At 71.4% G+C, this 24,664-nt stretch carries 12 protein-coding genes; 4 read left to right on the top strand and 8 right to left on the bottom strand.

Annotated elements, in window-relative coordinates:
* Nucleotides 1-29 precede the first annotated feature (29 nt).
* The 8 genes from HUT19_RS00940 to HUT19_RS00905 all read right to left on the bottom strand — a co-directional run bounded on the left by HUT19_RS00940 (nucleotide 30) and on the right by HUT19_RS00905 (nucleotide 8,264).
* Nucleotides 30-311 carry a phosphopantetheine-binding protein gene (locus tag HUT19_RS00940; RefSeq protein WP_176178618.1) on the bottom strand — a complete coding sequence of 94 codons (282 nt, stop codon included), beginning with the start codon at nucleotides 309-311 and terminating at the stop codon, nucleotides 30-32.
* 174 nt (nucleotides 312-485) lie between these two features.
* A complete protein-coding gene (locus HUT19_RS00935; protein WP_368661672.1) occupies nucleotides 486-1,199 on the bottom strand; it encodes an ABC transporter ATP-binding protein in 714 nt (237 codons plus the stop codon).
* 74 nt (nucleotides 1,200-1,273) lie between these two features.
* Nucleotides 1,274-2,008, bottom strand: a complete 735-nt coding sequence (locus HUT19_RS00930) for an ABC transporter permease (protein WP_176178616.1) — start codon at nucleotides 2,006-2,008, stop codon at nucleotides 1,274-1,276.
* Between the two features lie 54 nt (nucleotides 2,009-2,062).
* Nucleotides 2,063-2,803 (bottom strand): ABC transporter permease, encoded by a 741-nt coding sequence (locus HUT19_RS00925; protein WP_176178615.1) that lies wholly within the window; start codon nucleotides 2,801-2,803, stop codon nucleotides 2,063-2,065.
* Between the two features lie 79 nt (nucleotides 2,804-2,882).
* Nucleotides 2,883-4,565 carry an NAD(P)/FAD-dependent oxidoreductase gene (locus tag HUT19_RS00920; protein WP_303331530.1) on the bottom strand — a complete coding sequence of 561 codons (1,683 nt, stop codon included), beginning with the start codon at nucleotides 4,563-4,565 and terminating at the stop codon, nucleotides 2,883-2,885.
* Between the two features lie 29 nt (nucleotides 4,566-4,594).
* Nucleotides 4,595-6,340 carry an NAD(P)/FAD-dependent oxidoreductase gene (locus HUT19_RS00915; protein WP_176178613.1) on the bottom strand — a complete coding sequence of 582 codons (1,746 nt, stop codon included), beginning with the start codon at nucleotides 6,338-6,340 and terminating at the stop codon, nucleotides 4,595-4,597.
* A gap of 230 nt (nucleotides 6,341-6,570) precedes the next feature.
* Complete coding sequence (locus HUT19_RS00910) at nucleotides 6,571-7,485, bottom strand: thioesterase II family protein (RefSeq protein ID WP_176178612.1); 915 nt, start codon at nucleotides 7,483-7,485, stop codon at nucleotides 6,571-6,573.
* The gene (locus HUT19_RS00905; RefSeq protein ID WP_176178611.1) at nucleotides 7,482-8,264 is read right to left on the bottom strand and encodes a 4'-phosphopantetheinyl transferase superfamily protein; all 783 of its coding nucleotides are present in this window, start codon (nucleotides 8,262-8,264) and stop codon (nucleotides 7,482-7,484) included. The genes HUT19_RS00910 and HUT19_RS00905 overlap by 4 nt, the downstream gene beginning before the upstream one ends.
* A gap of 117 nt (nucleotides 8,265-8,381) precedes the next feature.
* Here HUT19_RS00905 and HUT19_RS00900 point away from each other — a divergent pair, with 117 nt between their 5' ends.
* Genes HUT19_RS00900 through HUT19_RS00885 form a run of 4 tightly spaced genes read left to right on the top strand, consistent with a single transcriptional unit; the run spans nucleotide 8,382 to nucleotide 24,655 of the window.
* Complete coding sequence (locus tag HUT19_RS00900) at nucleotides 8,382-14,690, top strand: type I polyketide synthase (protein WP_176178610.1); 6,309 nt, start codon at nucleotides 8,382-8,384, stop codon at nucleotides 14,688-14,690.
* Between the two features lie 12 nt (nucleotides 14,691-14,702).
* The gene (locus HUT19_RS00895) at nucleotides 14,703-21,437 is read left to right on the top strand and encodes a type I polyketide synthase (RefSeq protein WP_176178609.1); all 6,735 of its coding nucleotides are present in this window, start codon (nucleotides 14,703-14,705) and stop codon (nucleotides 21,435-21,437) included.
* Nucleotides 21,438-21,495: 58 nt separating this feature from the next.
* Complete coding sequence (locus tag HUT19_RS00890) at nucleotides 21,496-23,268, top strand: NAD(P)/FAD-dependent oxidoreductase (protein ID WP_176178608.1); 1,773 nt, start codon at nucleotides 21,496-21,498, stop codon at nucleotides 23,266-23,268.
* Between the two features lie 46 nt (nucleotides 23,269-23,314).
* Nucleotides 23,315-24,655 carry a cation:proton antiporter gene (locus tag HUT19_RS00885; RefSeq protein ID WP_176178607.1) on the top strand — a complete coding sequence of 447 codons (1,341 nt, stop codon included), beginning with the start codon at nucleotides 23,315-23,317 and terminating at the stop codon, nucleotides 24,653-24,655.
* Nucleotides 24,656-24,664: the final 9 nt, after the last annotated feature.

Raw genomic sequence — 24,664 nt, 5'->3', positions numbered from 1 at the left:
CTTGGGTGCTGGCCTCAGCTGATCTTGCGTCAGTCCTGGATGGTCTCGGTCTCGCGTGCCTCGGCGCGCAGCGACGTGACCATGTCCGTGATGGCGTTGAGGTCCTTGAGGTGCTTTCCGGTGATGTGGGTCGGGGGGACGGTGGTCCCGAGCTCCTCGCGGATATAGGTCAGGAGCCTCGCGGTGTTCATCGAATTGAGGATTCCCCATTCCAGAAGGGGGGTGTCCGAATCCAACGACGCGCTGCTGTCGTCGAGGAAGGTCCTTCGGATGTAGTCGGCGAGCTGGTCCTGGACTGCGTCGCGCGTCACGGATTCCTCCTGGGCGGTGACCTGTGGCGTGGGTGCGTGGCGAATGCCGCGTCAGAGTGGCTCCGGCTGCTCGGCGAGTGACCGGTGCGGTGTGGTGACTGGCCGGATTCCTCGGGGGAGCCCGTACGGACCGCGCCGGACTCCTCGGGCTCGGCGTCCAGCCCGGGCGAGCTGCTAAATCGTCGGGGAATGCGTGGGGGTCCGGTAGGCACGTGGGGACTCGACCAGGCGGAGGAACGCCTCGTCGAGGTCGTCCGTCGCCGCGGTGGCACGGATCGCCGCGGGCGTGTCGTCGGCGATGATCCCGCCTTCACGGATGAGGAGGATCCGGTCGCAGCGCGCGGCCTCGTCCATGACATGGCTGGAGACGAGGATGGTGACGCCGGAGGCGGCCAGATCCCGGAAGTGCTGCCACAACTCGCGCCGCAGCAGCGGGTCCTGCCCCACGGTGGGCTCGTCGAGCACGAGAACGCGCGGATCGGGGACCAGCGCACAGGCCAGCGAGGCGCGGGTGCGCTGCCCGCCCGACAGATCGCGTACGAACCGGTCCCTGGCACTCGTCAGGGCGACACGGTCGATCGCCCTCGCGGCTTCCTTCCTGCCCTTGCCGTGCAGTGCGGCGAAGTGCCTGACGTTCTCCTCCACCGTCAGATCCCCGTAGCAACTGGGGGACTGGGTCAGATATCCGACCTGACGGCGCAGGGCGGCCGAGCCCGCGGGCTGGCCGAGTACCGTCACATCGCCGCTCTTGATCTTCTGTACCCCGACGACCGACCGGATGAGTGTGGTCTTGCCACTGCCGCTCGGACCCAGGAGCCCGGTGACCGTACCCACCGCGGCGATGAAATTGACACCGCTCAGGACCGGCCGTCCGCCGCGGTGAACCACGAGATTCCTTACCTGAATAGCTGCTGGAGGCACTTCGTTCTCCGTCCTGGGGGTGGGAAACGCGGAAGACGCCCTCATGCCGTGCGCCGGCGCAGGGTCGCCGCGGTGGAGGCCAGGGCAGCCGCGGTCATGCCCACCATGACCACCACGCTCAACCACATGGAGGCGCCGCCGTAGGAATGCTCACGGGCCGCCGTCAGGGCACGGGAGACCGCCGAGAGCGGCAGTACACGTTCGAGTTGCTGGACCCATTCGGCCATGTCGGCGACCGGCCAGACGATTCCGCTGACGAGCATCTGTGGAATCATCACGCCGGGCAGGAACTGGAATGCCTGGCCCTCGTTCTGGCAGACGGCGCTCACCAGAAGCCCCAGGCTCATACCGAAGACACCGCTGAGCATGGCCAGAATTCCGAGGATCCACGGCGGACTGGCCGTTGACAGGTCACTCAGCCAGTACGCCACCGTCACGGTGATCACCGCCTGCGTCAGTGAGGCGATCACGGCGGCGCAGATATAGCCCGCGACGAGGTCAAGCCTGCTCGCGGGGGTCGAGAGGATCGCCTCCAGCGTTCCCCTGGTCCGTTCCCGGACGATGGCCGTGCTGCCGACCAGGAACATGGAGAACACCGGGAACACACCCACCATGATGACGCCGGTGGTGCTGAAGTCCGCCGCCGTCTCGAAGAGATGGCGCACGATGAGCAGGAGCAGTCCGGGAGTGATGATCAGCACCACCCTGGACCGGGGGTCCCGGAACAGCTCTTTGAGTACTCGACGGGTAATCGCCCGCGTCTTCTGGGGGGACATCAGGTCAGGAACCTCCGTGGTATTCCGCATGCTCGGCCCGTCACGGCGGACGAGCTACGCGCTCCGGCGTTGCAGGACGGTGAAGGCGCACACCGAGGACAGCAGGAGAATGATCAGGACGGTTGCGCCCAGGTTGAGCACGGCAGTCGAGGTGAGCGACGCGTGCGTCTGGAACTCGGTGACAGCCGCCACTGCGTACCGCCACGGGGCGACACTGGCGAGGACCTGCATCCACCGGTCCATGTCGTCGTACGGCCGGAACAGCCCGGACAGCATCAGATGGGGCGCGGCCGTCGCGGCCAGGACCTTGGTGAGCTGGATCTCATTGCGGGCGAGGTTCGCCGAGAATAGGCCGATCGCCACACCGAGGACGGAGCTGAGCAGGGCCATCAGGCCGATCACCCACCACGCCGCGGCCGTCTCCAGGCCGAGCGGGCCGTAGGTGACGGACAGCGTCATCCCGACCTGGACGACGGCCGGCAGGGTGAACGCGATTGCATAGCCCACGAGCACGTCGAGTCTGCTGACAGGGGCTGTGAGCAGGTATTCCAGCGTGCCCCGGTACCGCTCCCGCTGCACCGCGAAGGCGGCGAAGAGGAAGGTGGGAGCCGTCGGGAACAGGCCGACGACGATAGTTCCCACCCGATTGAACGACTCGGGGTGGTTGTTCAGGATCCCCGCGGTCAGCACCATGACGAAGGTGGGCGAGATCGTGAAGAGCACCATCGTCCTGATGTCTCTCCTGAGCTCCCGGAAGACCCGGTCCGCGATGCGTAGCGAGTTTCGTGTCAGCACGGATGATCACCTTTCTGGCGGCACGACCGTCGGGCCTGAGCGGTGCCGGGGGTTTCGGTGACGAAGGATGGCGGCCGGTTCACAGGACGCGGCGCCCCCTGACGAGCTCCCTGCTGCTCTCCCGCAGGAACCCGAGCATCAGCCTGCGCACGTCATCGGGTGCCTTGGTGGCGGCCCACCACATGGTCTTGGAGACCCTGCCGAGCGTGGGGTTGATGAACCGCAGGTCGCGCTCGGTCCAGCCCCAGTGCCGGGGTACGAATGGGGCGCGTTCGAGGTGGTCGTAGAGCGCGTCGGCCGCCTCCTGCCCGGTCACCTTGCCGGCCTCGTACGCGTCGCACTGCTCCACCATGTGGTTGAACAGCTCGGAGTAGCCCTCGTGGTCGGACCAGTGAAGGCCCGGGTTCTCGACGTTCTCCAGGTCCATCAGGTGGGCGTCGTCGCCGTCCTTGCGCCAGCGCCGAAAGGCTTCCAGGGAACGGAACGTTCCGGCATTGGAACCCCAGGCCCAGATGCGGAACACCGCCGACCACAGCTCATGGCTGGAGAACGACTGGTAGGCCGCGTTCACGAGCTTGTCGTTTCCGTCGAACAGCGCCTGCTGCCGGCTGTCGACATCGGCGAAGCGCTCCGCCGAGAAGTCGCCGTCCCTGACTGCGCGCAGGATGCGCCAGGCGAGGACGTTCACCGCCTCGCATGTGTTGTGCAGCCCTCGGGAGAACAGCGGGTCGATGAACGCCGCCGCGTGCGCGAGCAGCACCCAGCGGTCGCCCACGGTGCGCGAGGAGGAGTACTGCAGACGGTCGGTGGCCACCCACTCCCGCACGGGCCTGGACCCTGCGAACTGCCTGGCCACGTCGGGGAAGCGGTGAACATGCCGCCAGAAGTCCTCCTCGGGCATGACACCGGGCGTCTTCGGGTACCGCCGGTGATCGAGGGTGAGGCCGACGCTGCACAGCGGGTTCCGCGAGGAGGGGTGGTTGTCGAACGCGATGACCCAGAACCAGCCGTGATCGAACAGGTGGTGGACCGTGCCGTCGTACCAGGGCACCGGGGGAGTGTCCGCCTTGGCGTGCCGGATCGCGTCATCGGTCCTGGGGACGCCCAGCATATGGTTCCAGATCGCGCGTGAGTGGTGCTTGAAGCGGCACGGGTCCTCCCGCAGTCCGAACTTCGCGGCGAGCGGGGAGCGGTAGCCGCTGGCGTCGACCACGTAGCGGGCCCGGAACTGCTCGCCCCGCTCGGAGCTGATGGTCACCCCCGAGTCGTCGAAGTCGATGTCGTCCGCATGGAACCCGGTCCGCGTGGTGCAGCCGTACTTGACGGCGACGTTGTAGAGGTACGCGTCCGTGTCCTGGCGCAGCATGTGCGCGGCCGGGTGGAGCAGCAGCTTGGGAAAGTTGAACATCGTGAGCTGCCGGGGATCCTGGGGCTGGCCGTCCTGGTGGTTCATAAAGCCGAAGTGGATCTTCTGACCGTGTGCCGCGGAGATGATCTTCTGACATCCGGTGAACGTCGACAGCGTCATCAGCTCCGGCACGTCGTATCTCAGTGCCATGGTGCGCAGCGTCACCAGCATGTTGGGTATGGTGGACTCGCCGATGGCGAACTTGGGATGGGACTTGGCGTCCAGCAGGAGCACCTTGGCCCCGCCCCGCGCCAGAATGGCTCCGAGCATGGAGCCGGCGAATCCCGATCCCAGGACCGCGACGTCATAGACTGTCTTCTCTGCTTTGCCTGTTTCCAACCTGTCTGTGCCCACGCTCTGGCTCCCCGAGTGCGGTAGTCGGCCTAGTACTTGGTCGGTGCGGGAACCCGCAGTGAACGGCCGACCATCGGCCATCCGGCTACGAGGTGCTTGAACTCTTCCGAGATCTCGAACTCGCCCTTTCCGACGCGCTTTTTCATGAAGAGCGTGAGACCTTCGTGGGTGAGCTTTCCGATCTCCGGCGGTGCCTTCCTCTTCGCCCACCGGAGGGTGTTGAGAATTCCGAGGACGCTCGCGTCGATGCACTGCCGGTCCGGGTCCGCAAGGCCGAACGCGGGGGGAATGAAGTCGGCCTTCCGGAGGCGTTCGTGGATGGCGTTCGCCGCCGCTCCCGCGTCCAGCTCTTTACGCTGGACGGCCTGGCAGGCCTCGCTCACCTCGCGGAGCAGTTCGAGTACCGGCGCGTACGGCGACTCCTCGGGGATGGCCTTGCCCCGCCACCAGGCGTGCTCCAGCGGTTCGAGCGCAGCGGTGTCACGGGTGGCGAGGAACCGCGCGTAGGTCCGGTTGACCTCGAAGGTCGCCATGATCTGGCCCAGCGCCCAGATCCTGAACCAGGCGTTCCACAGGCGCCAGTCGCCGAAGGAGGTGTAGGCGTTGGCGCACAGGTCGTCGTTGAAGTCCAGCAGGCCCTGCTCCAGCTCCTGCATGTGCGCGAAGCGCTCGACGGAGAAATCGTTGTCGCGGATGGCGTCCAGGAGGCGGTGGGTCAGCGCGTGGACCGTCTCCATGGTGTTGGACATACCGCGGGAGAACAGCGGGTCGATGAAGCCCGCGGCGTGCGAGGTCAGGCACCAGCGGTGGCCGACGGTCTGGCGGGGCGAGTACTGGAGCCGTCCGGTGCGCACCCAGCTGCGGACCGGCCTTGCGCCCGTGAACTGGGCAGCGACGTCGGGGAACCGGGCGAGAAAGCGGCGGAACTCCTCCTCGGCGGAGCAGTCGGGCTCCGGGTGGAGGCGGGGATCCAGCTGGATGCCGACGCTGCACAGCGGGTTGGTCGCCCGTGGGTGGTTGTCGAAGGGGATGATCCACATCCAGCCGCCGCGGAACAGGTGGTGGAGGGTCCCCTCGTGCCACTTGGTCGGGAAGCCGCTGTCCGGGAGCCCGACATCGTCGAACGGGCGTACCCCGGTGAAGTGGTTGAACAGGGTACGCGAGTGGTGCTTGAACCGGGTCGGCTCCTCCCGCAGGCTGAGCTTCCTGGCCAGCACCGACCGGTAGCCGCTGGCGTCCACGATGAACTTCGCGCGCACCGACGCCCCGGTCGCCAGCTTCAGCGTCACCTCGTCGCTGCCGAGGTCCACGTCCACCACCGGCTGCTGCTGCCTGACGTGCGTGCCGTACTTGACCGCGACGGTCAGCATCCAGGAATCGATGTCCTGGCGGAAGTAGTGGTTCTCGGTATTGAGGACCTTGGGGATCTGGAAGTGGGTGCGTTCGCCGGGGAGCTGCCTTTTGCCTTCGCGGTGGTAAAGGAACCCGAAGTTGCGCTTGACCCCGCACTGCGTCGTGATGTTGGCGTAGACGCCTTCGAAGGTGGAGAGATGCTTGATCTCGGGCACCCCGTAGCGCTCGGCGACAAGGCGCATCATCATCGAGGTGAACGGAATCGTGGACTCGCCGATCGTGAACTTCGGGTGAGTGTCCGCGTCGATCAGCACCACATCCGCGCCGTTGCGCGCCAGACATGCGGCGAGGATGGACCCGGCCACCCCGGAACCGACGATCGCGACATCGTAGAGGTGGTCTCCGTCGCCCTTGTCAGCCATTGCTGCTCCTCCGTCTTCGCAGGGTTTCCGACGTGCCGTTGCGTACCGCGACGAGTACGTGTTCGGGCGGGCGGTTTCCTGGTGCTCGAGATGCCGGAATGCCGGAATGCCGGAACTCCTCGTCGTGCCGCCACGGCTGTCGGGACCGGGTTCGCGGTCCGGTCGGCGTGCGTGTCCAGCAGGCGCTCGTCGGACTGCGCTCCGGTGCCGGGCAACAGGTGCGGTCCCCTTCATCGGGTACCCGATGCGATGGCGGCGTCCGGAGCCGTCAGACTAATTCTTTCGCTGATGAACTCTACAGGCGGTGAATAATCGAGTTCAAGGCCTGACCGGGGACCCGTCTCCGTCAGGATGCCGTTTGCCGCTGTGACCTGCCGCTCGTCGCCCAGACCGAGCCGGTGCAGACGGGCGCGCACCGCCTCGGTGAAGGATGGCCCGTCATGGAAGAAATGGCCGCCCTCCACGACCGTGAGGTCGAAGGTGCCCGTTGTCTCCCGGCTCCAGGCGACCAGTCCGGCGGTGTCCGTGAGCCGGTCGCGCCGCCCCCCGAACGCCGCGACCGGGGTGGACAGCGGTGGCCCCGGCGTCCTGGTGTACGTCTCGGCCAGACGCAGGTCGGCTCGTAGCAGCGGGAGGTACAACCGCATCAGGTCCCGCTCTCCCAGCACCGGTCCCGGTGTGCCGCCCAGGCGTTCCAGCGCCTCCAGGAAGCGGGAGTCGGACAGTTGGTGGATGGGCCGGTGGGAGAGCCCGGCCGCCGGCCCGTTGCGGCCGGAGACGGCCAGGAGGCGGGGCGGGGTGCCGCGGGCCTCCTGTATCCGGGCGACCTCGTACGCCAGCAGCGCTCCGAGACTGTGCCCGGCGAGGACGTATGGGCCGGTCGTCCGGGCCCCCACCTGGTCCGCGAGGTCGTCGGCCAGGTGCGGCCACTCGGTGAGCAGCGGCTCGCGCATCCTGGTGAAGTGTCCCGGCAGGTCCAGTGGGACCAGTTCGACGGTGCCCGGGAGCCATCGCGACCAGCCGCGGTAGTAGCCCGCGCTGCCACCCGCGTGGGGCAGGACGAAGAGCCGGGCCGTGGGCTGCCGCGGTGATGCGGCGGACGGTTCCTGTGCGGCGTGCGCCGCGCCGACGTGAGGGCTGGTCACCGGACTCGTTCCTTTCGGGCGAGAGGGGGCGGGTGTGCCACGGACGGGCCGGCCGGATGCGCGGGCGGGCGCCGGGCGGGCAGCAGGTCGGCGAGCCGCCTGCGGTGGACCACGACCTCCACCTCCGGGGCGGCGACCGCCACCGCGGCGGGAAGGCGCCAGGCGTCGAACAGGTCGTGCAGCGTCCACTGCGCGGGCGGGCATCCGCCCTCGGGCACCGTCTCAAGTACCGTTTCGCCGTTCCCTCCCGGCCGGGTGGAGACAGCACGCAGATCGCCGCACAGACCCACGCCAAGCGCCTTGAGTACCGCCTCCTTGTGGGTCCAGCTCCGGAACAGCGCCTCCTGCGCCGCCGGTCCCGTGAGCCGGCGCCACCGGCCGTATTCGCGGTCGGACATCGCCGTGCGGGCCAGATCTGCGAGGCCCGACGAGACCCCGCGCGGCTGCTCCACGTCCACGCCGACCGGTCCCGCGGCGGTCAGGGCCACGGCCGCGAACCTCCCGGAGTGCGCGAGGTTGACATGCGGGCCCGAGCCGCCCGCGACACGCGGTTTGCCGCCCGGCCCCCGCTCCAGGCGGACCAGCAGCGGCGTCGAGCCGATCGCGTCGGCTACCAGAGCGCGCAGCGCGGCCTGCGCTCCCATGCGCTGCCCCCGGTGCCGGGGCAGCACGGTTGACAGTCGGTCGACCTCGGCCGCGGGCAGCAGCGCCCGGGCCCGTGTGGTGGCCTCCTCGTCGTCCACATCCACCAGCCACACCTGTGCTGTGGGTCGTGGCATGGGCCCTCCCTCCCTTGACAGAAAACTCATCATACATAGAATTCATTCACTGATGAATGAATTCCGTAGCCGACTGAAGGCGCTGTTGAGCTGGTCTTTTCGGGAGGGTGGTCACCGGTGCAGGGGGATACCGAGGCCGATATCGCAATCGTCGGAGTGGGGTGCCGCTTTCCAGGAGCAGTGGCGGACCTCGACGCCTACTGGGACCTGCTGGCCTCGGGCCGATCCACGGTGACGGGTGTCCCGGCGGATCGCTGGGGCGACCGCTTCCACGATCCGAGCCCGGAGCGCCCGGGCACCAGCTACTGCCCCCGCGGCTCCTTCCTGGAGGACATCGACCGCTTCGACGCCGACTTCTTCGGGATCTCCCCGCGCGAGGCCCACGAGGTCGACCCCCAGCAGCGGCTGCTGCTCGAGGCATCGTGGGCCGCGATGGAGGACTCCGGTGTCCCACGCGGCCAGTGGGCGGGCAGCCGCACCGGCGTCTACATGGGCATCCTCGCCGCGGACTACACGGTCCTGCACGCCAAGACCGCCGGTGCCGAGCGGATCAACCCGTACTACGCGAGCGGCAAGGAGTTCAGCTTCGGCGCCGGGCGGATCGCCTACACCTTCGGCCTGCACGGTCCCTGCCTGATGCTGAACACCGCCTGCTCCTCCTCGCTGATCGCGGTGCACCTCGCCGTGAAGGCGCTGCGTGCGCGGGAGTGCGACGCCGCGCTCGCCGGCGGGGTCAACCTGATGCTCACACCGGAGCTGAGCATCTTCATGAGCAAGGTGTGGGCGCTCTCCCCGAGCGGGGTCTGCCGGCCGTTCGACGCCGAGGCCGACGGTGTAATCCGCAGCGAGGGCTGCGGTGTCGTCGTCCTCAAGCGCTACCGGGACGCGGTCGCCGACGGTGATCGCATCTGGGCGGTCGTGCACGGCAGCGCCGCCAACCACGACGGACGCAGCGCGGGGCTCACGGCGCCCAACGCGGTGGCGCAACAGGACCTGCTCCGTACGGCTCTGCGCGACGCCGGCCGCTCTCCTTCGGACGTGGATTTCGTCGAGGCCCACGGCACCGGTACTCCGCTCGGCGACCCGCTCGAACTGTCCGCGCTGTCCGCGGTCCTCGGCGCCGGACGCCCCGCCGACCGCCCGCTGTACGTGGGCTCGCACAAGGCGAACTTCGGGCACATGGACTCCGCCGCCGGAATCGCCGGACTCCTGAAGGCTGTTCTCGTGGCCCGCAAGGGCACCACCCCACCGCAGATCAACCTGGAGCGGCCCACCCCGCAGATCGACTGGCAGCCCTCCGGCCTCGCTGTGCCCACGCGGCCCACCGCGCTTCGCCCCAGCGGCCGGCGGCCGCTCGTCGGGGTGAACGCGTTCGGGCTCTCGGGTACCAACGCCCATGTCCTGCTCGGGCCGCCGCCCGAGCCGCTCGACGTGCCCGCCGGGGTGCCCGGCGATGAGCGCACGAGCGGGAAGGGGCAGCCGGCCGGAACCGACGGGCACAGGCCGGTGCTGACCGTGTCCGGCCACACCCTCACCGCCCTGCGCGCCCAGGCCGCCGCCTACCGGGACCGCATCCGGCGGGACGACGGTGCGCCGCTGTCCGACCTGTTGCACACGGCCACGGCCCGCCGCACCCACCACGAGTACCGGCTCGCGGTGGTGGGCCGGACCGGACCGGAGCTGGCCGACCGGCTGGACGAGTACCTCGCGGACCGTACCTCCCCCTCCGTCATCGCCGGCGACGTCATGGACTGGTCCGCACGGCCGACCGTCCATGTGTTCTCCGGCCAGGGCTCGCAGTGGCCCGGTATGGCGATGGACCTCTACGGCGCGCAGCCGGTGCTCACCGAGACACTGGACGAATGCGACGCGCACTTCGCGCGGTACGGGGGCTGGTCGCTGCTGGACGAGCTGCGCCGCACCGAGGACAGCCGGCTTGAGGACACGGATATCGCCCAACCCGCCGTTTTCGCGGTCCAGTTGGGCCTGTCCCGACTGTGGGCGTCATGGGGGCTCGCGCCCGACGTGGTCGTGGGCCACAGTATGGGTGAGGTCGCGGCCGCCGTCGTCGCCGGAACGCTGACCCTTGCCGACGCGGCCGGCCTGATCGTGCACCGTGGCCGTCTCATGCGGGAGGCCGGCGGCTCCGGCCGGATGGTCGCCGTCGAGCTGCCTGCCGACGAGGTCGCGCCGATGCTCGAACCGTACGGCGACGAGGTCTGCGTCGCGGTCGTGAACGGCCCAGCCTCCGTCGTCATCGCCGGAGCCGCCGAGGCCGTGGAGCGGGCCACCGCCCAGCTGAAGGCCAGCAGGGCCCGCTGCCTGCCACTTCCCGTGGACTACGCGTTCCACTCACGGGCCGTGCGTCGGCACGGCGACGAGCTGGAACGGCTGCTCGGCGGCCTGGCCGTGCGCCCGCCGGAGATCACCATGCTCTCCAGCGTCGACCCGCTGCTGGACGTACCCGTTACCGACGCCGCCTACTGGGGGCGCAACGTCCGGGACACCGTCCGCTTCTGGCCCGCGATCGACCGCCTGCTGGAGCAGCACGACGCCGCCTTCATCGAGATCGGCGCGCACCCGGTCCTCCACCGGCCACTGCGCTCGGCACTGGCCCACCGGGGGCGCACCGGGCCCGTGGTGGCCTCACTCTCCCGGGACGAGCCCGCCGACGTCACGCTGGGACGGGCGCTGGGCGGTCTTCACGTCCGCGGCGTGGAGCCGGACTGGACACGGGTCAACGGAGGCCGGCACCGCCACGTCCCGCTGCCGCCGCTGCCGCTCGGCGGGGACTCGTACTGGCTGCCCGGCGTCGAGCGCGGCCGGCAGGGTGGAGTGCGCACGGGAACCGAAGGGCTCTCCGCCGAGGTGCGCATCCTCGACGCGGACGGACGGGTCGTCACCACGATCAACGGGACCGCGGGCACCGCCGCGGCCGTCACCCCTTCGGCTCCCGCCGCGGTCCCCGAACCCAACCGCCCCGGGGACGGTGCTGCCGCGCCGGCCCCCGCCGCGTCGGCGCAGGCGCCCGGCGCCACCGGAGACGGCACCGGGACGGCCGGCCGCCGGGAGCAGATCGCCGCCGTGGTGGGCCGGACCTGCGCCCAGGTGCTCGGGCACGACCCGGGCCGGCGCGTCTCCAGAATCAGGGGCTTCTTCGAGCTGGGCATGGACTCGTTCTCGCTCAGCGACTTCGTGAAGGCCCTGGAGCGGCACTTCGGCATCGAGCTGGGGGACAGCGCCGGTATCCACCACCCCACGATCGACCAGATCACCGACCACATTGCGGTCCTCGTCGCGGACCGGGCCGGTCAGGGGGAGACAGACGCCGGTAAACCGCCCGAACCGTCCGAGCTGCCCCCCTCGGCCCCGCCGGCCGTACCGGTGGCGCCGGGCCCGCCCGCGCGGGCGGGCCGCCCCGCACCGCCCGCCGCCGAGCCGCGGCCGGTGCCGGCCGCCGAGCCGATCGCGGTCGTGGGCATGGCGTGCCGGATGCCGGGCGCCGACGGTCTTGAGGAGTTCTGGCGGCTGCTGAGCCAAGGGACTGACGCCTCGTCGGACATCCCTGCCGACCGGTTCGACGCCGGAGCGCTGATCGCCCGCGGCACGGTCACCCCGGGCACGATCGTCACCGGCCGGGGCTCGTTCCTCGACCAGGTCGACGGCTTCGACAACGCCTTCTTCCGGATCTCCGCCCGCGAGGCGCGCAGCATGGACCCGCAGCAGCGGCTGTTCCTCGAAGTGGCGTGGGAGGCACTGGAGGACGCCGGTGTCCGCACCGCCGAGCTGCCCGGTTCCCGGGTCGGCCTCTACGTCGGGCTGAACACCACCGACTACATGCAGACGGTCACCAGCAACCCCGCCGACATCGACCTGTACTACGGCACCGGGAACTCGTTCTCCGGAACGGCGGGGCGGCTGTCGTACTTCCTGGGCGTACACGGCCCCAGCATGGCGCTCGACACGGCATGTTCCTCCTCGCTCACCGCCGTCCACCAGGCCTGCCAGGCGCTGCGGCTCGGTGAGGCCCAACTGGCCATCGCGGGCGGCTCCAACGTGATCACCACCCCCACCGTCTACCTGTCGATGTCCGCGGCCGGGGCGCTGTCGCCCGACGGGCGGTGCAAGACGTTCTCCTCGGACGCCGACGGCTACGGGCGTGGCGAGGGCGCAGGCGCCGTGGTGCTCAAAACACTCTCGCGCGCCCGGGCCGACGGGGACCGGGTCTACGCGCTCCTCCGCGGAAGCGCCGTCAACCACAACGGGGCCAGCGGCGGGCTCACCGTGCCCAGCGCCCAGGCGCAGCAGGAGGTGATCGCCGACGCCCTGGAGAGGGCCGGTCTCACCCCCGCGGACGTGGGTTACGTCGAGGCCCACGGCACCGGCACCCGGCTCGGCGACGGAGTCGAGCTCGCCGCGCTCGGCCGGGCCCTGGGCGCCGGGCGGCCGGCCGACGCCCCCCTGCTGGTCGGCTCGGTGAAGACGAACATCGGCCATCTGGAGGCCGCCGCCGGGATCGCGGGCCTCATCAAGACCGTACTCATCCTCGACCGGGGCGAGATCCCCCGGCATCTGCACCTGCGCGAGGCGAGCCGGGAGGTGGACTGGGACCGGCTCCCGGTCCGGGTCACCACGCGCCCGCGCCCCTGGCCGAAGGAGCCGGGCCGGGCCCGGGTCGCGGGCGTCAGCGCGTTCGGCTTCACCGGCACCAACGCACACGTCGTCCTCGGCGAGGCCGGCCCGGGGCCCGCCGAGGCGGGTACGGGGCCAGGACCCCGCCCCTACCTGCTCGCGGTCTCCGGCGGTAGCGAGACGGCGCTGAGGGCGGCCGCCGACCGGATGCGCGCCCGGCTCACGGTTGCGTGTCCCGCCGAGCTGGCGGACATCTGCCACACCGCGGGAGCCCGCCGCTCTCACCTGGAGCACCGGCTTGTGGTGACCGGCCGCAACGCCGCCGACCTGCGCGCGGCGCTCGCCGCGTACGCCTCGGGCGGCGCCGCGGCGGGCCTGCACCTGGGGAGCGCGCCACCGCGGGAAGTGCGCCGCCTCGTGGCCGTGTACGGCGAGGAGACGGCGGACTTGCCGTGGCGGCGGTGGGACGCTGCCGAGCCGGCGGTCGCCGCGGCGCTGGACGCACTGGACACCGAGACGGACCGACTGCTCGGCCGCTCCGCCCGGCAGGCGCTGCACGACGGTGCCGCCCGGCACGGCGACCCCGTCGCCGTGTTCGCGGCGCATCTCGCCCTCACGGCGATGTGGCGGGCGTACGGGGTGCGCCCGGCCGCCGTGGCCGGGCGCGGGACCGGCGAGATCGGTGCCGCCTGCGCGGCGGGGCTGCTCGACCTGCGGGACTCCGTGCGGGCGGTCGGCGGTCTGAACGGCGTACGACTGCACGGTGTGCCGTCCGCGGCAGTCCACTTGGACTCCGTGGCCGGCGGCAACCTCGCCGACTGGGCCCCTCCGTCCGCCGTGGCGCGCACCGGGTGGAGTGCCGCACTTGTCGACGCGGTTGCCGCGGAGGGGGCCGGGCTCGTGCTCGGCATCGGGCTCGACGCCCCGGCCGCCGAACTCGCCGCACCCGCCCGGCCCACCGATGCCGCACCCGGCCCCCTGCGGCTGGTCCCCGCCTCCTCCGACGGCCCGTACGACGAACAGGACGCCCTGGCGCACGCGGCCGCCGAACTCCATGTGCACGGAGGCGCCGTGGACTGGACCGCACTCCTGGGCGGCCCCCGGCCGGTGGTATCCCTGCCGGCATACCCATGGCAGCGGCGCCGGCACTGGATCGGCGCGGGAGCGAACGCCGACCGGGCGCCACGCCCCGATCGTTCTGACGGTTCCGACCACTCAGGGCTTCCCGGCCGGCCCGAACCCTCCGTACTTCCCGGGCCTTCCGGATCTCCCGTGCCGGTCACGCCGGTCGGCACCGGCCCCACAGCACCCGCGGCCGCCGCACCGGCCGCCGCACCGGCCGCCGCACCGCACGACGTGCCGTTCGTCGCCGAGCTTCGAGCGCTGGAGCCCGGGCTGCGTGCCGACCGGATGCTCACCTCGGTGCTCGCGGCCGTCGCCGACGCGCTCGGCGAGTCCTCGGGGGCCGATGTGGAGCCCGACCTCGGGTTCTTCGAACTCGGCCTCGACTCGGTCATGGCCGTGGCCCTCACCGACCAGCTGGGGCCGCAGCTCGGTGTCGAGCTTGAGCCCACGCTCACCTTCGAGCATCCCACCTCGCGTGCGCTCGCCCAGCACCTGCTGGACACGGCGGTCGGAGAGGCACCCGCCGCACCGGATGCCTCCACACCCCCGGCGGAGCCCGGCACGCCGGCCGGACACGAGCCCGGCGACGGCCTCGCCGACCTGTCCGACGACGACCTCATGAACCGTCTGTTGGCTCGGATCTCCAGCTCTCAGGCCCTGCTGAAGTAGGTGGCGAAGACGATGACCATTGAGTCGACACAGCCTGACCTCCGCCGGCACCTCGTTACCGCGCTGCGCACGATCGAGCAGCTGGAGGAGAAGCTGTCCACCAGCCGCGACGCGTGGCTCGACGAGCCGGTTGCCATCGTCGGCGTCGGATGCCGGTTCCCCGGCAACGTCGGCTCCCCGGAGGCGTTCTGGGAACTGCTGCGCAACGGCGTGGACGCCACGGGGGAGTTCCCCCTCGAACGTGCCGACGCCAGGCCTTTCCACGACGAGGACCGCGCCGCGCGGGGGAAGGCGTACACCACCCGGGGGGCCTTCCTGGACCGCGTGGACCGGTTCGAGCCCGAGGTGTTCGGCATCTCGCCGCGCGAGGCGCTCGGGATGGACCCGCAGCACCGGATCGCCCTGGAGGTGGCCTGGGAAGCGCTGGAACGCGCGGGGTACGCCCCCGACAGCCTGGACGGCAGCCGGACCGGTGTCTTCTTCGGCATCAGCACCACCGACTACGTACGGATGCGTCAGCAGGTCGGCGCCATCGAGGACGTCGACGCCTACCAGCTCGTCGGCGAACCGAGCTTCCTCGCCGGGCGGATTTCCTACACGCTCGGTCTGCGCGGGCCGAGTCAGGTTCTGGACACCGCCTGCTCGTCCTCGCTCGTCGCACTGCACCAGGCATGCCAGGCACTGCGCCTGCGCCAGTGCGACATGGCGCTGGCGGGCGGGGTGAACCTGCTGCTCTCGCCGTACGGGTTCGTGCTGATGAGCAAGTTCCAGGCGCTTTCACCCGACGGCCGGTGCAAGACGTTCTCCGCCGACGCGGACGGGTACGCGCGCGGCGAGGGCGCCGCGGTCGTCGTCCTGCGGCGGCTCGCCGACGCGCTGGAATCCGGGGACAACATCCTCGCCGTCGTACGCGGCACCGCGGTCAACCACGACGGCCGCTCCAGCGGACTGACCGTGCCGAACCCCGCCGCGCAGCAGGACATGCTCACCGCCGCGCTCGCGCAGGCCGGGGTCGAGCCGCACGAGGTGGACTACGTCGAGGCGCACGGCACCGGTACCTCGCTCGGCGACCCCATCGAGCTGCGCGCGCTCGACGCCGTCCTCGGCAGGGGAAGGCCGGAGCAGGACGCGCTGCTGGTCGGTTCGGTCAAGACCAACATCGGCCATCTGGAGCCCGTCGCCGGTCTCGCGGGCCTCATCAAGACCGTGCTCGCCATCCAGCACGGGGAGATCCCCCCGAGTCTCCACTTCGGCGAGCCCAACCCGAACGTGGACTGGGACCGGCTGAGGGTCCAGGTCACCGGCACCGGCCGGCCCTGGCCCGACCGGGGGCGGGCCCGGATCGGCGGGGTAAGCAGCTTCGGGGTCACCGGTACGAACGCGCACGCCGTCATCGCGTCGGCGCCGCCCCTGCCCTCCGCCGCCGCCGACGAGCCGTCGGACGGCCGCCGCCCGCACGGCCTCTTCCTCGCCTCGGCCCGCACCGAGCCCGCACTGCGCGAACTCGCCGAGGACTACGTACGCCACCTGCGCCGCGAACCGGACCTGTCCCTCGCCGACCTGTGCTACACGACGCATGTCGGCCGCGCCCAGCAGACCACCGGAATCGCCGCCGCCGTCTGCTCCCTGGACGAGCTGGCGGACATCCTGGAGGCGTATGCCGCGGGCCGTACCACGGCCGCGCTCGCCACCGGCACGCTCCCGCCGCACAAGTACCGCAAGACGGCCTGGCTGTTCAGCGGACAGGGCACGCAGTACGCCGGTATGGGCCGGGGACTGCTCGCCGAGCCCGCGTTCGCCGCGGCGTTCGCGGAGGCGGCCGCGGCGCTCGAACCGGGCCTCGACCGGCCGCTCCGTGAGGTGATCTGGCCCCCCGAAGGACAGGACAGCGCGATCGACGACACCGGCTGCGCCCAGCCCGCGCTGTTCGCCCTGGAGTACGCGCTGGGAAAGCTGCTCCTCTCCTGGGGTCTGCGCCCCGCCGCGCTCGCCGGGCACAGTGTCGGGGAGATCACCGCGGCGTGCCTCGCGGGTGTGTTCGGCCTCGCCGACGCCGCGAAGCTCGTCGCCGCACGGGCCCGGCTGATGGCGGAGCTGCCCACGGGCGGAGTGATGGTCGCGCTGCGCTGCGACGAGGCCACGGCGGCTGCGGCGATCGAGCCCTACGCCGGGAAGGTGGCGATCGGCGCGGTCAACGGCCCTGAGGAGGTGGTGATCTCCGGCGCGCAGTTCGAGGTGGCGGTGGTGCGGGCGGCGCTGGAGAGCCGGGGGATCGCGGCCCGTGCGCTCACCGTCTCGCACGCGTTCCACTCCCCGCTGATGGAGCCCATCGTCGACCGCTTCCGCGAGGCCCTGGCGGAGCTCTCCTACGCCCCTCCCAGCATCCCGGTCATCTCCGACGTCACCGGCCGGCGCTGGACGGACGCCGAGATCGGCCCGGAGTACTGGGTGCGCCACGCGCTCGGCGCCGTCCGCTTCGCGGACGCGCTCGCCACCCTGCACGACGACGGTTTCCGTACCTTCTGCGAGATCGGCCCTTCACCGGTCCTCTCGGCGCTGGGCGCGCGCTGCCTGGGTGAGGACGGCACCTTCGTACCGACCCTGCGCCGGGGAGCGGACGACCTGCGACAGGTGCTGCATGCGGCGGGCAGGCTGCGGCTGCACGGTGCGCGCGTCGACTGGGACGCGTTCCACCGGGGTGAGCCCGTACGCCGGGTGCCGTTGCCGACCACGCCCTGGCGGGGCGACTCCTACTGGTTCACGGAGGCCGGGCCCGCCGTGGCCGCATCGGGAGCGGCTGGGCACGCTGACCTGGCCGCCGTCCCCGGGATACCGGGGATGCGCGGCCGGGTGCGCGGCGCCGTGCCGGCCTACGAACTCGACCTGGACGCCGAACACTGGACAGCGCTCGTCCGCAAGGACAAGGACGGCAGGCCGTTCCTGACATCGGGAGCGCTGGCGGATGCCGCGCTCGCCGCGGCCGAGGACTACCTGGGCGGCCGGTTCCACCGAGTGGAGGAACTGGCCGGCACCGAGCCCGTGCCGCTCGACGGGGACCGTACGGTGCAGATCGTGATCGTCCCGGCGGACGACGGGCGGGCGCGCTGCGAGTACCGCAGCCTCTCCGCGACGGAGGAGGCCGCCGGTGCGCCCTGGCGGCTGCACGCCCACTGCGTCCTTGGCCGCAGGGCCTCCGTCCGCCCTGCGGACGGATCGTCCGAGCCCCCCGGAATTCCCGGCAGCCTTGACGCCACCCGCTACGGCCGCACGCTCCGGATCGCGCGAGACGCGCTGTCCGGGAGCCTGGCCGCCGCGCTCGGCCAGGCCCTCGACGGTGATGACGGGGTGCTGCTCGCCCTGGACGGGAGGGGCAGCCGGGCCGAGGTCGTGGACGCCGCCGTGGCGGCGGCCTCGCTGGCCTCGGACCCGGGCGGCCGGGAGGGCGCGGCGCAGCCCGGAGTCGCGCTGAGGGTGGTCGGCCTGGCCTGTGCCGCGCCCGGGGCGGTCCGGTACGTGCGCGCCCGGCGGGTCGGCGGCGGTGCCGACCCGGCCGCCGGAACCGGCGAGGCGGTCGCCACCCTCGACTTCTACGCCGAGGACGGCTCCCGCATCGGCGGCGCCGACGAGGTGCACGTCCTCGGCGCCCGGCACGTCCCGGCCGCCCCCGCGCCATGGCGCGATCCCGGTGAGCTGCTGTACGACGCCACATGGCAGCGCCTGGCCGTCCCCAGCGCGCAGGAACCGGTGGCGGACGAGGACTTTCTGCTGCTCGCGGACCGCTCCGGCTTCGCCGGCCGGCTCGCCGCCGAGCTGCGCGAGCGCGGCGCCCGCGCCGTGGTGGAGCCTCCGCCGCTGCGGGAGACCGCCGACGGCCCCGCGCCCGACCCGGGGGCGCTGCAGGAGTTGGTCTCCGCCTGGCGTGCACAGGCGGCGCGACCGGGCCGGATCCTGGTGCTGACGGGGCTGGACGCGCCTCGGCTCGACCACACCGACGCCTGGGATCTGGAGGAGTACGCCGCACGGGCCGATCTGCTGACCGTCTCGGTCGTGCAGGAGCTTGTCTCGCGGACCGACTGCGACCGGACCCGGGTCACCTTGGTCACCCGGGGCGCGATGCCGGCCCGCGCGGACGACGAGGTGCGGGCGGCCGCCGCGCACACCCTGTGGGGCCTCGGCCGGGTCATCGCGCTCGAACACCCGGAGCGGTGGGGCGGTTCGATCGACCTGGACCCGAGGGAGAGCGACCAGGACACCGACCGGCTCATCGCGGCGCTGGCCCGCACGGACGAGGAGGACGAGCAGGGGCTGCGCGACGGCGACGTGTACGTCGGCCGCATCGTCGCCCGGCAGCCGGACGCGGGCGAGCTGCGGCGCACCCCGCAGGTCCGGCCGGACGGCAGCTATCTGATCACTGGTGCCTTCGGCGCCATCGGCCTGGCGCTCGCAGGCCGGCTGGCCAGGGCGGGGGCCGGCCGCCTGGTGCTGCTCGGCCGCACACCCCTCCCGGACCGGTCCGCTTGGTCGCGGGAGCTGCCCCCGTCCGTGCGCACGCGCGTGGAGGCGGTACGGGAGCTGGAGCGGCTGGGCGCGGAGGTCTCGGTCGTCACGGCGGACGTCGCCGACGAAGGCGCGATGATCAAGGTCTTTCAGGGGCTGGAGAATGATCCGTTGCCGCTGCGTGGTGTCGTGCACGCCGCTGGTGTCTCGCTGCCCCAGTACCTCAGGGACGCCGACGCCGAGACCTACCGCAAGGTGTGGCGGCCGAAGGTGCTGGGCGGATGGCTGGTCCATCAGCTGTCCCGCACCGCCGAGCTGGACTTCTTCCTCGGGTTCTCCTCCATCGCGGCCACCTGGGGCTCGCAGCATCTGGCCGCTTACTCGGCCGGCAACGCGTTCCTCGACGGTCTCGCCCACCACCGCAGGGCTCTGGGCCTGCCCGCGCTCACCGTGGCCTGGGGACCGTGGGAGCTTGCCTCCAACCTCTTCGACGACGAGGTGATGGCCTTCCTCACCGCCACCGGGCTCTCCCCGCTCTCCGGTCCGCAGTGTCTGAGCCTCCTCGGCGGGCTGCTCGGTTCCGACCGTGCCCACCAGGTGGTCTGCGCGGTCTCCTGGCCGACGTACAAGCCGGTGATGGAAGCCAGGATCGAGCGGCCGATGCTGCGCACCATCGCACTGCCGGACGACCAGGACGCCCTGGACGGCCGGAGCAGGCTAGTCGAGCTGCTGCTCGCGGATGCCGCGCAGCCGTCGCGGCGGGAACGGCTCACCGGTTTCCTGCGGGACACCGTGGCCGAGGTGGCCGGTGTCCAGGCGGAGAGCATCGACACCGAGGCCGATGTCCTGGCCCTGGGCCTGGACTCGCTGATGGTGATGGACGTGGTGCGCCGCTGCAAGCAGCACCTGCGGCTGACCATCAGGGCGAGTCAGCTGTTCGAGCGCACCACCCTCGCCGAGTGGACCGATCTCGTGGACACCGAGTTCACCCGTGCGCACGGGGTCTCCGCGGAGCAGACCGGCACCTCGGGCGTGTCCGGCACCCCCGTACCGGAGGCCGACCCCACCGACCCCGCATGGATCCGGACCGATGTCACGCTCGACCCGTCGATCCGCCCGGCCGACGGTCACGCCGAGGTGCCGGACGAGCCCCGCCATGTGCTGCTCACCGGCGCCACCGGCTTCGTCGGCGCGCACCTGCTGCACGCCCTGCTCCGCCGGACCGGGGCGACCGTGCACTGCCTGGTGCGCTGCACGGACGCCAAGGACGGTCTGCGCCGGATCCGGGCGAACCACAAGCGCTATCTGACCTGGCCGAGGGGCGCGGCGTCACGGATCACCGTCGTACCGGGCGACCTGGAGAAGCCGCTGCTCGGCCTGGACGAGAAGACCTTCGACGAGCTGGGTGACCTTCTCGACGGCATCATCCACAACGGCGCGTGGGTCAACTTCAGCCACACCTACGACCGGCTCCGTGCGGCGAACCTGACCGGCACCGAGGAGATCCTGCGCCTGTCCTGCCGCGGCCGGCCCACCCCCGTGCACCACGTCTCCACCTACGGCATCTGGGGTGTCCCGGCCGAAGGCCGGAGCGTGATCCACGAGGACGGCGACATCGCCGGAGCCGGGAAGCTGGTCACCGGCTATGTGCAGACCAAGTGGGCAGCCGAGCAGCTGGTCGAGCTGGGCCGGGAGCGCGGTATCCCCATCGACGTCTACCGCCCCGGCCGGGTGCTCGGCGACTCACGCACCGGCGCCGCGCTCACCACACACTTCACCACCCGGGTCATCAAGGGCTGTGTCCAGCTCGGCCTGGTCCCGGAGCTGGACTTCGACATCGAGATGACGCCCATCGACTACGTCGCCTCCGCCCTCGTCGCGATCGCCACCCGCGCCAAGCCGCTCGGCATCAACTACCACCTGGTCAACCGCCGCACCCTGCCCTTCGCCACGCTCGCCGAGGTGCTGTCCCACAGGTACCCGGTCCGCACCGTACCGGTCGACCAGTGGTGGGAGGCGCTGCGGGCCTCCTACGGCGAACGGGAGAACGAACTGCACCCCGTGATGGACGTCGTGGAGGCGTTCGTAGTCGGTGGCGAGGAGGCGGTCGACTACGACGACGAGAACGCGAGGGCGGCCCTGACGGGGACGGGAATCACCTGCCCGCCCCTGGACGAGCGGCTGCTCGACACCTATCTCGGCTGGATGACGCGCACCGGCTACCTGCCGGAACCGGTGGCGCACAGCTGACCGCGCCACTCCACCACTTACACCACTCCGACGACTTCAGCGATGACGGAGGACAGCGATGACGGACAAGCCCCCGCACCCGCGGGACCGCGCGCAGGCGCGCGGGCCGAAGGCGGCATCCCCCCAGTACGACGTTGCCGTGCTGGGCAGCCACCTCACCGCCGGCCTCCTTGCCGCGATCCTCGCCCGGCACGGCGCCCGTGTGGTGCTGGTCGACACGCCCGGCGACCGCGCCGGACCCACGGGTGAGACGACGGTGCCGTACACCTCCGAGGTGTTCACGCTGCTGGCGGAGCGGTTCAACGTGCCCGAGATCGCAACGTTCGCGCACTTCACCGACCTGCCCGAGGAGGTGCGCAGGACCAGCGGCATCAAGCGGAGCCTGGGCTTCGTCTACCACGACGAGGGCCTCGAGCACGACCCGCGCAAGGCCGTCCAGTTCAACGTCCCCGGAGAGCACACCGAGTGGCATCTGTACCGCCCCCAGGTGGACGAGTACGCCCGGAGGATCGCCGAGCGGTACGGCGTGCACACCGACGGGTCCCGGCGGGTGCTCACCGGGGCCCGGATGGACGCCGAGGGCGGCGCCCTCACACTCGCCGGGGGCAGGGCCGTGGCCGCCCGGTACGTGGTCGACGCGTCCGGTCCCGACTCCCTCTTCCTCGCCCACACGGCTGCCGCACACGAGGGCTCCGGCCGCATGCCGGTCCGCTCCCGCCTGCTCTCGGCGCACTTCAGCGGGGTGCGGCCGTTCGAGACGGTGGTCCCTCCCGGGCGCCACCCCGGAACAACCCCGTGGTCGCACGGCACCTTTCACCATGTCTTCGACGGTGGCTGGATCCAGATCGTCGACTTCCGCAACCACGACACCTCGGCGAACGTGCTGTGCAGCGTCACCGCCGGCGTGTGCCCCGAGCGGTTCAGGGACCTGCCGGACGACCCGGACGCGGCCTTCCGGGCGCTGATCTCCCGCTACCCGAGCATCGCCGCACAGTTCGCCACCGCCGTCACCGCCACCACATGGGTGAGTGAACCGCTCTGGCAGCGGCGGACCGTGCGGACCTCGGGACCACGGTGGCTCGCGATCGACCGGGCGGCCGTCCGCGCCGAGGAGGTGCTGGCCAGGGATGTGACCGTCGGCATGGAGATCGTGCACGCCGCCGCGGCCGGACTGCTGCGTGTCCTTGCCAACCCGGCGCGCGAGACCGAGGAGTTCTCCCGTATCGCCGCGTTCCAGGCACGTCTGATCGACTACAACGACGACCTTCAGCTGGCCCTGCGCACGGCAAGCCGTCACTTCCAGCTGTTCAACGCCTATCTGCGGGTCTGGCTGCTGTGGCAGATCCTCGCCGACATGTCGCTGAAGCGGGCTCGGATGGAGTGCGGCGACGGCCCCGGCAGGTCCTGGGCGGCCGTGGAGGAGGCCGACTCCGCGTTGTGGTTCCGCACTCCGGAGGGCCTGAGGCGTGGGCTGCGCTACCTCTTCACGAAACTCGCCGCCGTCCGCGCCGGCGAGGCCGGGGCGACCGACGCGGCACGCGGCATCTTCGGCTGGCTCAGGAAGGAGCGGTTCGTCCCCCCGCTCTACCGCTTCGGCGATCCGAAGGCCCGGGTGTACACGTTCACCTTCTGGCGCCGGATCCAAATGCTGCTGTGGGTCAAAACGCTCGCGCCCGCGGACTTCAAGCGGCTGTTGACGCGCGACAACGTCACCGGCCGCAGGCAGACGGGGCCCTCCTCACCCGCCGCCGCGCCGGCTCGCCCGGTGACCACCCGCCCTCCCCAGCACCCCGTGCGTTCCGCGACCAGGGAGAGGAGCGGCCGGGCATGAGTCCCGCCGGTCAAACCGTGATACGTGTGACAGCAGGAGTGGCCGGATGAACCTGGCCGACACCCCGGTGCAACCCATACCAGGGCACACCCTTCTGCTCTTACTCCTCCAGGTGGGGCTGCTGCTCGCGCTGGGGCTGTCGCTGGGACGGCTCGCCCAGCGCGTGGGCATGCCGGCCATCGTGGGGGAGCTCGCCGCAGGCGTGCTTCTCGGCCCCTCACTGCTCGCGAATATCGCCCCCGGCGTGTCCGGCTGGCTCTTCCCCCGCGACGCCGCCCAGATGCACCTGCTCGACGCCATCGGCCAGATCGGCGTCCTGCTCCTGGTCGGGTTCACCGGGATGCACCTGGACCTGAAAATGGTCCGGAGGTACGGCAGGAGAGCGGCGACCGTCAGCGGCGCCGGCCTCCTCGTCCCACTCGCGCTCGGCATCTGGCTGGGCTTCCTGCTGCCCGTCGAGCTGCGTTCACCAGGCGCCGACACCACCGTCTTCGCCCTCTTCGTCGGCGTGGCGATGTGCGTGAGCGCGATCCCGGTGATCGCCCGGACGCTGATCGACATGAAGCTCATCCACCGGAACGTCGGCCAGATGATCCTGGTGGCCGGGAGCATCGACGACGCCTTCGGCTGGCTCATGGTCTCGGTGGTGGCCGCGATGGCCACCACGGGGGTGGAGGCCGGCCGGGTGGCGCTCTCCGTCGGGTATCTGGCGCTGCTCATCCTCTTCGCGGCCACGATCGGCCGGGTTGTGGTACGCGCGGTGATGCGCGCGGCGCACCGCTCCGGGGAGCGCGGCCGCCCTGTCGCCGCCGCCGTCGTCCTGATCGTCCTGTCGTCGGCGGGCACCCATGCGATGGGCCTGGAGTCGGTCCTCGGCGCGTTCGTCTGCGGCATCGTCATCAGCACGTGCAAGGACGTCGAGGCGGCGCGGCTGGAGCCGTTGAACACCACGGTGCTGTGGTTCCTGGCGCCGCTGTTCTTCGCCACGGCGGGGCTGCGGATGGACCTCACCGCGCTCGCCGATCCGCAGATCGCCGCCTGGGCGCTGGCGGTCGTGGTGGTCGCGGTCGTCGGCAAGTTCATGGGTGCCTTCGCCGGCGCACTCACCGGACGGATGAACCGGTGGGAGGCCCTGGCGCTCGGCGCGGGGTTGAACGCCCGGGGCGTGATCGAGGTGATCATCGCGATGGTCGGGGTCAGACTCGGCCTGCTCAGCACGGAGATGTACAGCATCGTCGTCCTGGTGGCGGTGCTCACCTCCGTCATGGCCCCGCCCCTGCTGCGCATGGCCATGAACCGTGTCGAGCGCACGGCCGAGGAGGAGCTTCGCGAGCACAAGGTGCTGGCGCTGCAAGGTCTGCAAGCCGGCCGCAAGGACTCCCCGTAGCCCGCGGCA

The sequence above is a fragment of the Streptomyces sp. NA02950 genome, assembly GCF_013364155.1.
GTDB lineage: Bacteria > Actinomycetota > Actinomycetes > Streptomycetales > Streptomycetaceae > Streptomyces.
Note: the sequence above shows the minus strand (reverse complement) of the source record. Positions and strands in the feature narration are given on the sequence as shown.